Raw genomic sequence first — 13883 nt, forward strand, 5'->3', positions numbered from 1 at the left:
CCTATGGACATCATCGGCACAATTCTCTGGCCGCTCAAATGGGCGGTCGAGCTGCTCCTCGTGGGCTGGCACCTGCTGTGGACGGCCATCGGACTCGACCCCGCGGCCGGTATCACCTGGGTCCTCTCGATCGTCGGGCTCGTCCTCGTCGTCCGTGCCGCCCTGATCCCCCTGTTCATCAAGCAGATCAAGAGCCAGCGCAAGATGCTCGAGATCGCGCCGCAGATGAAGAAGGTTCAGGAGAAGTACAAGGGCAAGCGCGACCAGGCCAGCCGTGAGGCGATGTCCCGCGAGACGATGGAGCTGTACAAGAAGCACGGCACCTCCCCCGTCAGCGGATGTCTGCCGCTGCTCGTCCAGATGCCGATCTTCTTCGCCCTGTTCTCCGTGCTCAACGACGCCCAGAAGAGCAAGGCCGGCGTCGGTCCCCTGAACGAGACCCTCGCGGTGCAGTTCGGCGACGCGAACCTGTTCGGGATCGCTCCGCTGCACACGAGCATGCAGGCGGCACTCGCCGGCAACCCGGTCAACTGGGCGGTCGTCATCATCGCCGCCGTCATGGTCATCCTCATGTGCGCGTCGCAGTTCATCACGCAGCTGCAGATCGTGTCGAAGAACATGTCGGCCGAGACGAAGGCCAGCCCGCAGTTCAAGCAGCAGCGGATCCTCCTCTACATCCTGCCCTTCGTGTTCCTCTTCTCCGGCTTCGCCTTCCCGCTCGGCGTCATGTTCTACTGGCTGACGTCCAACGCGTGGACGATGGTGCAGCAGTTCCTCGTCATCCGGAACATGCCGACGCCTGGTTCCGACGCTGCGAAGGCTCGGGAGGAGCGTCTCGCGCGGAAGGGCAAGCTCATGACGCCGAACGGCGACGTCATCTCGATCTCCGAGGCGCCGGTACCCGAGAAGAAGACCCCGACGCAGCGCCAGCAGCCCATGGGCAAGGCGCGAGCGAAGAAGCAGCAGACCGACGGACGAGACAAGTAGGAGTATCGGTGACTGACCAGGAACTGGCCCCGGCCCAGGACGAAGCACCCACCATCACGCAGCTCGAAGAAGAGGGCGACGTCGCAGCGGACTACATCGAGGAGTTCCTCGACATCTGCGACATCGATGGCGACATCGACATCGATGCCCGCAATGGTCGTGCGTACGTGTCGATCGACTCCCCCACTGAGAGCAACCTGCGTCTCCTGTCGCGTCCCGACACGGTGAACGCACTGCAGGAGCTGACCCGCCTGGCTGTTCAGAACCGCACCGGTGGCTTCTCCCGGCTCATCCTCGACATCGGCGGATCCCGCGAAGCACGTCAGCAGGAGCTCGGCGCCCTCGTGGAGCGAGCCGTCGAGCGCATCGAGGCCGGTTCCACCGAGGCGGCACTCCCCCCGATGTCGAGCTACGAGCGCAAGCTCGTCCACGACATCGTGTCGGCTCGCGGCTTCGTGTCCGAGTCCCACGGCGAAGGCCGCGACCGTCACACCGTCATCACCCGCGGCTGACGCGGCCTGATCGTTTCACGTGAAACTGCGATGACTGACGTGCCTGCAGGACTCGAATCGGAACCGGCGGAAGCAGCCGAGTTGTTCGGCGACCGGATCGATGTCGGTCGTGCATTCGCCGCGAACCTGGCGGAGTTCGGTGAGCCACTCGGGCTGATCGGGCCCCTGGAGCTTCCGCGTCTCTGGACGCGCCACATCCTCAACAGTGTGATCGTGGCCCCGCTCCTTCATCCCGGACGAGTCGGGGATGTCGGCACTGGCGCTGGGCTGCCTGGACTGGTCCTCGCGATCGCCCGGCCGGACGTCGAGTTCGTACTCATCGAACCGATGGAACGTCGGGTCGCCTGGCTCAACGATCAGGTCGGAGTCCTCGGGCTCGAGAACGTCACCGTCGTGCGAGCGCGCGCTGAGGAGGTTCGTCTCGATGAGCCCCTCGACCAGGTGACCGCGCGCGCGGTCAGTGCGCTCCGCAAGTTGCTCCCCCTCACCGCTCCCCTGCTTCGGGACGGCGGAGAGCTGGTCCTCATGAAGGGTGCCGGCGCGCAGGCGGAGGTCGATGCATCGACCAAGGAGCTTCGCAAGTACCGGGTCTCCGGCGTCGAGGTTCGAACGCTTGGCGAGGGCGTTCTCGCGGAGCCGACCCGAGTCATCGTGGGAAGCGTCCGCGGCTGAAGTCGGGCGAGAGCTCTTGGGGCCTCCGCGAGGGGCCTCACAGACGATGTTCGGCGGTTTGCGAGCTCTCGGGAGAATGGCTCCTGACGAACCCCGCTGGAAAACGAGGCCATTTCAGGGGTCCTGAGTTCGTCAGGAACGATTCTCCGGCCCATTCCGACGCGGATCAGGCCCGCTCGGTGGGCTGGATTCGAGTGTCTTCTGGCCTTTGTCAGCAGTGTTGCGCCTGATATCTCACATATGTTCTTCAATTGGCCTGTAGCCCAGTCTCGTGACGCGGAGCCGGCACCGCCATCGACGGACGGCGATGCTCCGCGCTCCGGTGGTCGGCGCACCCAGGTGTCGATGCTGTGCGCTGTGGCCGGCCAGCTAGCTGCCCCTCCGGATATGACGGACGAGTGCGGGTGGCAACGGTGGGACCTCCCCGGTTGGTGATCCGGTCGGGCTTGTCAGGGATCTGTGGCCTTGGTTCGAATCCTGGGTAGGTCCGAGGCGGTCGTTGGTTGCAGGGAAGATGCGTCGGCCCCGTCCCCGCGTTCCACACGTTCAACTGACTCGCGGTGGTGCTTCACGTGGCTGATCCGTCGTTGGAGACCTGCTGCGAGATGCGCAGTCCGCCAGTTCCTCACCTGCCTGCGGGCCGACTGGCGCCCGACTATCGGCAGGTTCATGTCCACCGGCGGGTCGGTCCTGGGTGAGGTGTTGGGTGAGCTGCCGGCCGGAGAAGGAGAGATGGTCTGCCTGTCGCTCTCGCGTGCGTCGAAGGCGCCGCGCTCGTGGAGGTTCTGGCGCCGTGCGGTGCGGTCATGCGGAGCACCCTGCTGCTACTCCGAGCGCTCCCCCACGGACGGCGACGTACGGCGCATGGGGGAACTTCGGCGTCACGCTGTGTCGAAGGGTGTCGGCATTGCGGAAATCGTGCTCGTCACTACCGTCAGTTTGGAAGGAGCTGGCGTACTCCCGATTCCCGACGTATGATTTCGAGCCGAGATCGCCTCGACGGAGCGTGCTTACTGCCGTAAGGATGAGATCGAGCGACGTTTCACGTGGAACGTGGGAATGCGCCACGCGCTTGAGTTCTTCGTTCTCAGAAATGGTTCCCGTCGACCCGGAGCCGTGTGTCCCGGCTCTCTGAGTGAATGCATACGCGAGTGAGGTCGTCACGGCTGACTGGCACGGTGTTCGATGTTTCACGTGGAACATGGGTGGCGGTCTGCTCCTGCGTGTCTGCAACGCGGTGGCGCAGACGGGTCGAGCTCGACGAGCACAGTGCGCGGTAGCAAGCTGGCTTGCGCTCGAGATCACACCCATCCGTTGCGTTGGTCCTCTCCAGAGTGTTTCACGTGAAACAGCGGGCGGGTGGGACGGATCGAGTGCGGGATCGGCCCGATTCGTGATGCTTGGTCGCTACCACTCCCCCATTGCCGGATCACACCGGTGAGGCGGACAGTGGGCTGTGGCGAGAGGCTGAAATGGCGCCTATCGATGTGGGCCGAGGGACGGCTCGGCGTGCACGGAATCCTGGTTTCACGTGAAACGCTGGCGCGGACTCGTGCCAGTCGTGCAGTGTTCCACCATATGAGCGCGTGGAGACGGCGCCTGTGGATAACTCTGTGGACAGTTCTCGCACGTAGGCGGAGGAACTGGCGATCCTCCGTGAAGAAGCGGGCCCCAACCGGCGTACCACCGCACTGTGGTCAACCCGAACCGGGGCAAGAGCCTGGACGTACTGGACCCGGAGTGGGGCTATCGGATGCGAACTTCCGCGGAAAGACGCGGATCTCTGCCTGATTACAGAGGAACTTCCCCCATGGTTGTCAACACACGTCCGCCGGGCTCGTCTCGTGTTGATCCGACCAGCTTCGACCTGCACGCCCGAGGCGCACGTGGCTACGCGGCATTGGGTATCTCGGCGCCCTGTGGATAACCCTGTGGACGAAGGAGGGCGAGGCGTCCGTTCTGGGCACCATTCGGGTCGTTCAACGATATGTGGGTGTCGCAAAACGGCGCTCTGGGGTCGCCACGCGTACGCACTCCCCCGATCACTGTCGGAGTTCGCCCCCCTGGCGTCAGCCCACGCTGGTACGGTTGAAGTACACGTTTCGAGCAAGAAGGTTTCACGTGAAACAACCCGAACCAACGCATTCCGCGGCTCCCGAGCGCGACTCCGTTGGTGGCGCCTTCGACGCGTCCACGCCGTTGGCTCGCGAGCTCCATCATCTGACTGAGAGGCGTAAAGCCTTGGCTCACGCAACCCTGCCGACGCCCGACCACACTCGGGTCTTCACGGTCTCCAACCAGAAGGGTGGAGTCGGCAAGACGACCACCACTGTCAACATCGGCGCCGCCCTCGCCCGTTCGGGTGCACGTGTCCTCGTGATCGATCTGGATCCCCAGGGGAACGCGTCCACCGCACTCGGTGTCGAGCATCACTCGGATGTCCCGAGTGTCTACGACGTCCTGATCGACGACTTCCCACTGGCTGATGTCGTCCAGCAGAGCCCCGAGTTCCCCACGCTCTTCTGCGCTCCCTCGACGATCCATCTCGCCGGCGCGGAGATCGAACTCGTGTCACAGGTCGCGCGTGAGCACCGACTCCGCACTGCGCTTGAACAGTTCATCCAGGACGCCGAGGAGCCGTTCCACTACGTCCTGATCGATTGCCCGCCGTCCCTGGGCCTCCTGACGATCAATGCCTTCGTCGCGGCCAAAGAGGTACTCATCCCGATCCAGTGCGAGTACTACGCGCTCGAGGGCTTGAGTCAGCTCCTCAGTAGCATCCAGCTGATCCAGCGGCACCTGAACCCAGGGCTCGCCGTCAGCACCATTCTCCTAACGATGTACGACGGGCGCACCAACCTCGCGCAGCAGGTGGCCCAGGACGTCCGAGACCACTTCACCGGGCAGGTCCTCGAGTCGGTCATCCCACGAGCGGTGCGCATCTCCGAAGCCCCCAGCTTCGGGCAGAGCGTCATCAGCTACGACCCCACGTCACTCGGCGCGGTGTCCTATCTCGAAGCAGCGGCGGAGATCGCCAACCGATGGGCCGCAGGCTCCTCCGATACACCCGATACGAACCACCCTGAGGGAGTCAGTCACTGATGGCAACGAAACGAACTGGACTCGGTCGCGGGATCGGTGCACTCATTCCGACGACGAGTTCAGACTCGCAGGCGAACCGTCCCGTCGACGTCTTCTTCCCCGACAACCAGGGCACTGCCCGCAAGGCGGCGAAGGACGCGGCTACTGCCGCCGCGGACGCCGCCGCAGCAGAGGCGGCGGCAGCCGACGCGCCCACTGCACCGGACGCCGCTGCGCCCACGACAGATGGGCCGCAGCTCGTGGCCGTCCCCGGTGCCCGGCTGGCGTACCTCTCCCCCGAACTGATCGTGCCGAACGCCAACCAGCCGCGCACGGTCTTCGATGAAGACCACCTCGCCGAACTCGTCACGAGCATCCGTGAGGTAGGCGTGCTGCAGCCGATCGTGGTCCGACCGATCCCTGGCGACGACGAACGATACGAACTCATCATGGGTGAGCGCCGTCTTCGCGCCTCCAAGGAGGTGGGTCTCGACCGCATCCCCGCGATCATCAAGGACACCGCCGACGAGGACATGCTGCGCGATGCGCTGCTCGAGAACCTGCACCGCTCGGAGCTGAATCCGCTCGAGGAGGCTTCTGCATACCAGCAGCTCCTGGCCGACTTCGGAATCACTCAGGACGAGCTCGCCAACCGCATCGGTCGTTCCCGCCCCCAGATCAGCAACACCATCCGCCTGCTCAAGCTGCCGGCGGCCGTGCAGCAGCGCGTCGCGGCCGGTGTGCTGAGCGCCGGACATGCTCGCGCCATCCTGTCGCTGACCGATCCTGAGGCACAGCAGCGCTTGGCCGACAAGATCGTGAACGAGGACCTGTCGGTTCGCGCGGCCGAGGCTGCTGCGGCTCAGGGCATTCAGGCGAAGAAGCCGCGTCCGGTGGCCGGATCGCGACGCGGACAACTCGATGAGATCGCAGACCGCCTCGGCGACCGCCTGAACACCCGCGTGAAGGTGACGCTCGGTGCGAAGAAGGGACAGATGGTCGTGGAGTTCGCGACCATCGCCGACCTCAACCGCATTCTGAGCGAGCTTGGCGAGTCGGGATTCGGCCAGTCCTCCTGAGACTGTTTCACGTGAAACATGGGGCGTTCGGCCGCAAGGTTACTCACGCCCTTCGACAAGCTCAGGGACCGAGACGGTCGAGATCGCTATGTCTGAACGGAGCTTGTTCGGACTAGCTAATCCCTGATAAGCGACGGTTTCGTAGATGTTTCACGTGAAACTCCTCGACAGCGAAAAACCGCCCGGCTCAGATGAGCCGGGCGGTTCCGTAGTTCAGAAAGACCTGATCAGGCGAGGAAAGCCGCGAGATCCTTCTCGAGTGCGGCCTTCGGCTTGGCGCCGATGACGGTCTGCACGACCTCGCCACCCTTGAAGACCTTCATCGCGGGGATGGAGGTGATCTGGTACTTCATGGCCAGGTTCGGGTTCTCGTCGACGTTCAGCTTGAGAACGGTGATCTTGTCGCTGTTCTCGGAGCCGATCGTGTCGAGGATCGGGCCGACCGCGCGACACGGACCGCACCAGGCGGCCCAGAAGTCGACGAGGACGGGCTTGTCGCTGTTGATGACCAGTTCGTCGAACGTGGCCTCGGTGACTGCATCTGACATGAGTGTTCTCCTTCGTGGTGGCCAGGCCGACAGCCTGGCCGTCGATCAAACGGTGGTGGTGAGCACGGGGTCGGCCGGCTGCGGACGACCGGCCGTCTGTGCTTCGCCGATGGCCGACGCTTCCCCAGCAGCCTGCTCGAGGTCTGCGAGGTAGTGCTCCGCGTCGAGGGCGGCGATGGTGCCGCTGCCGGCCGCGGTGATGGCCTGTCGGTACGTGGGGTCGATGACGTCGCCCGCGGCGAAGACGCCGGGGAGGTTGGTCTTCGACGAGCGGCCCTTGACCGCGATCGTGCCCTCGGGGGCGAGCTCCAGCTGGCCGTGGATGAGGTGCGTGCGCGGGTCGTTGCCGATCGCGATGAAGAGGCCACCGAGCGGCAGGTGTGTCTCGGTGCCGTCGGTGGTCGAGCGCAGCGTCACGCCGTCGACCGCGTCGGCGCCGGTGATGCCGGCGACTTCGCTGTTCCAGATGAACTCGATCTTCTCGTTCGCGAACGCACGGTCCTGCATGATCTTCGACGCGCGCAGGGTGTCCTTGCGGTGGATGACGTACACCTTCGACGCGAACCGCGTGAGGAAGGTGGCCTCCTCCATGGCGCTGTCGCCGCCGCCGATGACCGCGATCGTCTTCTCCTTGAAGAAGAAGCCGTCGCAGGTGGCGCACCAGGACACACCGTGGCCGGAGAGTCGCTCTTCGTCGTGCAGGCCGAGCTTGCGGTAGGCGGAGCCGGTGGCGAAGATCACGGTGTGGGCCTCGTGCACCTGTCCGTTGCCGAGGGTGACCGTCTTGACGTCGCCGTCGAGCTTGAGCTCGGTGACGTCGTCGTAGAGGACCTCGGTGCCGAACCGCTCTGCCTGCTCCTGGAGCTTCATCATGAGCTCGGGGCCCTGGATGCCCTCGGGGAAGCCGGGGAAGTTCTCGATCTCGGTGGTGTTCATGAGCTCGCCGCCGGCCTCGACCGATGACGCGACGAGCAGCGGCTGCAGCGAGGCGCGGGCAGCGTAGATCGCCGCCGTGTAGCCGGCGGGTCCTGATCCGATGATGATGACCTGACGCACGATGCTCCTCAGTGGTTCGTGGGCTCCCGGACCAGGTGGGTTCCGGGGTTCCGAGTGGTGTAACACATCCTAACCGGCCGCTATTCCGCTCCCCCCGGGGCCTCGGGCAGCTCTCAGCCGGTGTGCGTGAGGTGGTGTCGACGCGTGGGTGTCAGCGCCCGAACCGGGCGAGGACGGGCGCCAAGGCCGCCTTGAGCTCCGGCGTGCGCAGGAGGGCGAGCACCGCGAGGTACACGGCGGCCATCGCCGCCCCGACGACGGCCATGGTGACGATGGCGCCGGGGATCGTGGCGGTCGGGAACCCCTCCTCGCTGACACCGCCGAGCAGCAGCAACACGACGACGCCGACCACAGCCGCAGGCACGGCGGCGGCGATGAACCGGACCAGGCTCAGGACGATACGTCGGCCGTCGAGACCCCCCAGCCGGCGCCGGAGCAGCAGTGCGGCGACCACGGTCTGTGCGATGCACGCGATCGTGATGGCGAGCGCGACGCCGGCACCCACCAGATGCGGTGGGAGGACCAGGAGCACGATCAGCGCCAGGAGGACGAACAGGAGGGTCTGGAACAGGGTGAAGAAGAAGGGCGTCTTCGTGTCTCCGAGGGCGTAGAAGGCGCGCTGGAGGACGAAGAGGATGCAGAAGGGCACGAGTCCGATCACGAACGCGATGATGATGCCGCCCATCGCCTGCGCCTGTTCGAACGTCTCGGCGAAGACACTGCCGAACGGCACGGCGACCACCATGATGACGGCCGCTGCGAGCACGATGAGGACGCTCACGACGCGGATGGCCCCGGAAATGTCGGCCTGCAGCCGCGGGATGTCCCGTCCGCGATCGCGTGTGCCCTGCGCGTGCTCGCTCATCCGCGTGAAATAGGCCGTCGCGATCGAGACGGTGATGATCGAGTGCGGGAGCATGAAGATCAGCCAGGCGTAGTTGAGGATCGCGACCGAGGGTCCCTGCTTGCTCACGGAAGCGACGATCTGGGTCTCGACGATCCCCGCACCGGTCGTCAGGAGCAGCATGCCGAAGGTCCAGCTGGCGATCCGCCCGGTGGCGCGGAGGCCGACGCCTCGCCACTGGAAGTCCGGTCGGAAACGCAGTCCGGCCCGACGCCAGAACAGCATGAGGAAGGCAGCCTGGACGACGACGCCGAGGGTGGCGGAGCCTGCGAGGAGCACCGTTCGACCGTCGGTCCACTCGCTGACCGCGAGGTCGCCGCTGCCGTACAGCGTGATGAAGGCGATCAGCCCGGCGATCGCGATGACGTTGTTGAGCACCGGTGCCCAGGTGAACGGTCCGAACATCTTGCGTGCGTTCAAGACCTCCCCGAGGACGGTGTAGAGCGCGTAGAACAGGATCTGCGGGAGACACCAGTAGGCGAATGCCGTCGCGAGCGCGAATTGATCAGGCGACAGCGTCGCGGCGACGATGAACACGAACACGGGAGCGAGCAGGGTGATGAGCGCGGTGGCCCCGCCGATGAAGACGAGGGTGATGGTGACGAGCTTGTTGATGTACGCGTTGCCACCGTCGGCATGGATCCCCGCACGGACGATCTGTGGCACGAGCACGGCGCTGAGCACGCCGCCACCGATGATGACGTAGATCGTGTTCGGGAGCTGGTTGGCGATCGCGAAGGTGTCACCGATGACCAGGACGCCGATGGCCTGAGCCACGAGGATCGCCTTGACGAAGCCGAGCAGTCGGGAGACGAGGGTTCCCGAGGCGAGGAGCGCGCTCGCCCTGCCGATGCCGTCAGCCATTCGTCTCCTGTCGTCCGGGTGACGACTCTACCGGGGGCTCACCGCCGGGGGGCTGACCGCTGTCCGGAGCATCTGTGGGGGCGGCGGACGTGGCACCCGAGCCGCGTCGCTTGGCTCGTCGGCTCACCACCATGCGGACCACACCGCTGACGAACAGTAGGGCGACGAGCAGGGCGAGGACGACGGCACCGATGCCCTCCCAGTCGGCGCGGACGTTCACGCCCACGAAGGACTGTTCGCCGATCGCCTGCCCGCTGGTGCTGAAGAGTTGCAGACGGAGGGTGACGTCGCCGTTGCCGATCTGCGACTGCACGGGGACGAGCACGGTGGCGCGCGAGTCCGCGGCGATCTCCTGCGTCACGGAACCGGAGATGCTCAGTCGACCGTTGCTCGGCGAGGCCTCCATGACCACGGTGACGGGATAGGGCAGGTCATTGCGCACGGCGAACGGCAGGGACACCTCGCCGCCGACCATGTTGATGCGACTGCTGTCGGTGACGCGCACCGACGCGAGGACCGTGTCCGTCCGTTCCTGCTGCGCGGTCACCGCCGATCCCCAGTCGCCCTCCGTACGCAGCCAGCCGGCCGCGAGGCTGGAGAGCAGGGTGGCGCGCTCCCGTCCGGTCAGCAGCTCGGGTTCGTCGAGCACCGAGGAGAAGGCGGTGACGTCCTGTTCCTCGTCGAGGAGGACCTGCACGTCGGACACGCGTTCGCTGTCGGGTGCCATCGCCCCGAGCGTCGCCGCGGCAGGGGGCTCGGCGAGCGTCGCCGCCAGGGAGGTCTGCGTCGTGGCCGGCAGGGAGCGGAGCGCGTTCACGGTGTCGGCGAGGGCGGGCAGGGTCGCGTCCACTCCCCGAGGCAGCACGGCGACGACCGTTCCGCCGGACGAACCCTCGGTGCCGATGGCGGCCGCCCGCGCGTTCACGTCGGCGATGGCGCTCTCGAACGCGGCGTCTGTCGTGGCGGCGGCGGCGTCGCCCAGTGACTCGGCGAGGCCGTGGTCGGCCAGCAGCGTCTGCGCCGTGCCGACCGCCGTCGAGGCGCGCACGGACTGTCCGGTGTCGGTCGTGTTCGCGGAGTCGAGCAACGTGACCGTTCCGCCCGATGCGGCGAAGACGGCGAGATCCGCATCGGTCACCGCGCCTCCCGCCCACACGATGCTGGGGAGCGAGTAACTCCACCTGAGGAGCTCGTCCATCGTCGGAACGGTCGGCACCGCCTGGCCGGGCGTCTCGGAGGGGCTCGGTGTGGGTGCCGGTTCCTCCGACGGAGTGGCTGCCGCCGATGGTTCGGAGGACGTGGCCGGTGACGAGCCGGCCTGCGGAGTCGGCTGGACGTCGTCGGGCCCGGTGGTCGGCGACGCGGTCGGGGTGGGCGTCTCGGTCGGCTGCACGACGGGGAAGTCGGCGACGTTCAGGGCGAAGGAGAACGAGCTCGGGGTCAGCAGTCGGTCGAGGCCGGCTTCGGCCTGCACGGCGGGTTCGGCGTCGCCGTACTGGAGCGCGAAGGTCTCGTTCGGAGCGGCCTCGAGGCGGGCGAGCCAGGCGACGGCGCTCTCCGGTGCGCGCGTGCCGAGCGCCCGGATGGAAGCGATGATGCGTGGGTCGATCCCGAGCGCGATCTGCTCGCCGAAGAGTGCGTCGAGCTGCGTCGTGAGCGCGCCGTCGTCGGCCGTGAGCTCGGTGAGTTCGTCCGCATCGAGGAGTCCGCCGTAGCTGAGCGGCACGGTGAGCGGGGCGACGAGCGCGACGGTGGCTGATGTGGGCTGTCCTTGCGCCCGCCAGACGAGCGCCGTCCGACCTCCGGCCGCCGTGTCGCCCGCGACGTAGCCGGCTGAGACGCCGTAGGAGCCCCACGCGTCGGTGTCGTCGAACCCCAGCGCCGGAGGAGTGAAGTCGAGCCCGCTGACGACGTACTGCTGCCCGGCGATGAGCTCGGGGATGTCGATCGTCCGCACCACGGTGGTGCCGGAGGGGGTCGCGGCCGCGTCCGCACCGGTCGTGTCGAGCCAGGCGTCGAGCGCCGCCGTGCCGGTGATCCGCGCCGTGGTGATCGCCACGGACACGGAGCCGGCGGGGAGATCGGCGTCGGTGCCGTTCGTGATCGTGATGCCGAACGAGGTGAGGGACGAGGGTTCGACCGCTCCCCCGTCGCTCGGACTCACCTCGACGGACACGAGGCCGTCGGGAGTCGATGCCGTGTTCGCGCTCAGCTCGGGCGAGGCGATCGCGCTGGAACCCGTGGACCATCCGCCGGCGGACACCACGGCGAACGACAGCGCGGCTGCTGCGAGGGCGCTGAGGAGGCGTGGGCGGTGGCGGTGGCGTGTCATGGGCGGTGGGGACGGTCCGCTCGGGCGGAGCCGTCCGGTGACGATTGTACGGGGGCCTCCCAGTCGAACCTGGATGCTTGTGCGCTGTACGACGCCGATGCGACGTCGGCGGAGGTGTGAGGCGGCCTCGCGTCCTACGCCCGCGGGGCCGGGTCGGACGTCTCGGAGGAGTGCGTCCCGTCCGCTCGTGCTCCGGCTTCGTCCTCTCGGTCCTCCCGGCGCCCGGCGCCGAGCGACAGGGTGGCGAGAAAGCCGACGGCCAGGAATCCTGCGGCCGCGAACGCCGCGGAGCGGGTGCCGTCCGACAGGGCGATCCTGGCGTCCTCGGCGACCGTCGCGGTCGCCGGGTTCGCGTCGAGCCCGGCGATGGCGGCGCCCGAGCTGTCGACGACACTCGTCACGAGGGCGTCGCGCTGCGCGGTCGGCACACCGGCGTCCTCGAGTCGTCCGTCGAGGACCGACGCCGTGCTCACGAAGAGGATGGTCCCGAGGACGGCGATACCGAGTGCCGAGCCGATCTGCCTCGCCGTGCTCTGCGTCCCGGAGCCCTGGCCGCTCTGCTCGACGGGCACGTCCTTCAGGACGACGCCCGTCAACTGCGCTGTGGCGAGACCGACGCCGAAGCCGTAGACGAACAGGAACGGCACGATCGCGAACCATTCGGTCGCCGGCCCGACGACCAGCCCGATGCCCGCGACACCGATGATCTCCGCGACGATGCCGACGCGGACGATCAGGACGGGCGCGACCCGGTTGCCGAACGCGCCGGCGAACCCGCTCGCGACGAAGGAACCGATCGCGAGGGCCAGGAGGATCAGACCGGTCTGCAGTGCGCTGTAGCCGAGGACGAACTGGAGCCAGATCGGCAGCGAGAGGATGATGCCGAACTCCCCCAGCGAGACGATGAGGGCGGCGATGTTGCCGTTCCGGAACGACGGCAGTGAGAACAGGGAGAACGCGATGATCGTGCTGCGCCCCTGGCGCATCCGGTGGCGTCCCCAGAGGACGAACGCGACACCTGCGACGACCGTGACCATGAGGGCCACAGGTACCGGTGAGAGGCTGAACGGCCAGGTCCAGTCCCCGATGACGAGCGGGGTGTCCGTGAGCCACCACCCGAGACTCCGGCCCTCGATGAGTCCGTAGACGAGGGACGCGCTCGTCAGGATCGACAGGACGGCGCCGACGGCGTCGATGCGGTCGGTCGCGGGTTCCCGCGACTCCGACACGAACAGGAGGAGTCCGACGATGATGAGGACACCGAGCGGCACGTTGATCCCGAACGCCCAGCGCCAGGAGAAGTCGGTGGTGAGCCAGCCGCCGAGGAGCGGACCGACCGCCACCATGCCCCCGATCGTGGAGCCCCAGACCGCGAAGGCGATCGCACGGTCGCGGCCTCGGAAGGTCGCGTTGATGATGGAGAGGGTCGTCGGCAAGATCATCGCGCCGCCGACGCCCTGGATGACCCGGGACAGGATCAGGAGGTCGCCCGTCGGCGCGATGGCGGCGAAGACGGAGGCTCCGCCGAAGACCACGACGCCGATGAGCAGCATGCGACGACGGCCGAACCGGTCGGCGAGCGTGCCGAACACGATGAGCAGTGCGGCGAAGACGAGCGTGTAGGACTCCTGGACCCACTGCACCTGGGTCGAGGAGATCCCGAGGTCGTCGACGATCGACGGGATCGCCACGTTGACGATCGTCGAGTCGACGATGATGAGGGCGACGGCGATGCTGATGACGACGAGGCCGAACCATTTGCGACGGTCCGACGGCGAGCGCTCAGGCTTCGCGGAAGGCGTGGACTCCGTCATGCGCGGAAACGATCAGCTGGCTGCATATTCTGAT

General features: G+C 66.9%; 10 protein-coding genes. 5 read left to right on the forward strand and 5 right to left on the reverse strand.

The window, feature by feature from the left end; translation table 11 throughout:
• Positions 1-3 precede the first annotated feature (3 nt).
• The 5 genes from yidC to ACQ3HE_RS11950 all read left to right on the forward strand — a co-directional run bounded on the left by yidC (position 4) and on the right by ACQ3HE_RS11950 (position 6331).
• Entirely contained in the window at positions 4-987 is a 984-nt protein-coding gene (yidC, locus tag ACQ3HE_RS11930; protein WP_124767832.1) for a membrane protein insertase YidC, read from the forward strand.
• A gap of 8 nt (positions 988-995) precedes the next feature.
• The gene (locus ACQ3HE_RS11935; RefSeq protein WP_064294041.1) at positions 996-1499 is read left to right on the forward strand and encodes a Jag family protein; all 504 of its coding nucleotides are present in this window, start codon (positions 996-998) and stop codon (positions 1497-1499) included.
• Positions 1500-1529: 30 nt separating this feature from the next.
• Entirely contained in the window at positions 1530-2171 is a 642-nt protein-coding gene (rsmG, locus tag ACQ3HE_RS11940; RefSeq protein ID WP_430892902.1) for a 16S rRNA (guanine(527)-N(7))-methyltransferase RsmG, read from the forward strand.
• Positions 2172-4370: 2199 nt separating this feature from the next.
• Positions 4371-5273 (forward strand): ParA family protein, encoded by a 903-nt coding sequence (locus ACQ3HE_RS11945; RefSeq protein WP_274500041.1) that lies wholly within the window; start codon positions 4371-4373, stop codon positions 5271-5273.
• Complete coding sequence (locus tag ACQ3HE_RS11950; protein WP_430892903.1) at positions 5273-6331, forward strand: ParB/RepB/Spo0J family partition protein; 1059 nt, start codon at positions 5273-5275, stop codon at positions 6329-6331. Before ACQ3HE_RS11945 ends, ACQ3HE_RS11950 begins: the two co-directional genes overlap by 1 nt.
• A 227-nt stretch (positions 6332-6558) precedes the next feature.
• On the opposite strand, the gene trxA is transcribed toward ACQ3HE_RS11950, so the two are convergent.
• The 5 genes from trxA to ACQ3HE_RS11975 all read right to left on the reverse strand — a co-directional run bounded on the left by trxA (position 6559) and on the right by ACQ3HE_RS11975 (position 13849).
• The gene (trxA, locus tag ACQ3HE_RS11955) at positions 6559-6879 is read right to left on the reverse strand and encodes a thioredoxin (protein WP_064294045.1); all 321 of its coding nucleotides are present in this window, start codon (positions 6877-6879) and stop codon (positions 6559-6561) included.
• 45 nt (positions 6880-6924) lie between these two features.
• Positions 6925-7935 carry a thioredoxin-disulfide reductase gene (gene trxB, locus ACQ3HE_RS11960; protein ID WP_086472471.1) on the reverse strand — a complete coding sequence of 337 codons (1011 nt, stop codon included), beginning with the start codon at positions 7933-7935 and terminating at the stop codon, positions 6925-6927.
• 151 nt (positions 7936-8086) lie between these two features.
• The gene (gene murJ / locus ACQ3HE_RS11965) at positions 8087-9703 is read right to left on the reverse strand and encodes a murein biosynthesis integral membrane protein MurJ (RefSeq protein ID WP_079704314.1); all 1617 of its coding nucleotides are present in this window, start codon (positions 9701-9703) and stop codon (positions 8087-8089) included.
• A complete protein-coding gene (locus ACQ3HE_RS11970; RefSeq protein ID WP_430892904.1) occupies positions 9696-12035 on the reverse strand; it encodes a DUF6049 family protein in 2340 nt (779 codons plus the stop codon). Before ACQ3HE_RS11970 ends, murJ begins: the two co-directional genes overlap by 8 nt.
• Positions 12036-12169: 134 nt before the next feature.
• Positions 12170-13849 (reverse strand): DHA2 family efflux MFS transporter permease subunit, encoded by a 1680-nt coding sequence (locus tag ACQ3HE_RS11975; RefSeq protein ID WP_430892905.1) that lies wholly within the window; start codon positions 13847-13849, stop codon positions 12170-12172.
• Positions 13850-13883: the final 34 nt, after the last annotated feature.

The sequence above is a fragment of the Plantibacter auratus genome (genome assembly GCF_050587365.1).
Taxonomy (GTDB): domain Bacteria; phylum Actinomycetota; class Actinomycetes; order Actinomycetales; family Microbacteriaceae; genus Plantibacter; species Plantibacter auratus.

Coding starts and splice junctions, on each gene's coding strand:
- yidC (WP_124767832.1), top strand. CDS start 4: ATGGACATCATCGGCACAATTCTCTGGCCGCTCAAATGGGCGGTCGAG.
- rsmG (WP_430892902.1), top strand. CDS start 1,530: ATGACTGACGTGCCTGCAGGACTCGAATCGGAACCGGCGGAAGCAGCC.
- ACQ3HE_RS11950 (WP_430892903.1), top strand. CDS start 5,273: ATGGCAACGAAACGAACTGGACTCGGTCGCGGGATCGGTGCACTCATT.
- trxA (WP_064294045.1), bottom strand. CDS start 6,879: ATGTCAGATGCAGTCACCGAGGCCACGTTCGACGAACTGGTCATCAAC.
- murJ (WP_079704314.1), bottom strand. CDS start 9,703: ATGGCTGACGGCATCGGCAGGGCGAGCGCGCTCCTCGCCTCGGGAACC.
- ACQ3HE_RS11970 (WP_430892904.1), bottom strand. CDS start 12,035: ATGACACGCCACCGCCACCGCCCACGCCTCCTCAGCGCCCTCGCAGCA.
- ACQ3HE_RS11975 (WP_430892905.1), bottom strand. CDS start 13,849: ATGACGGAGTCCACGCCTTCCGCGAAGCCTGAGCGCTCGCCGTCGGAC.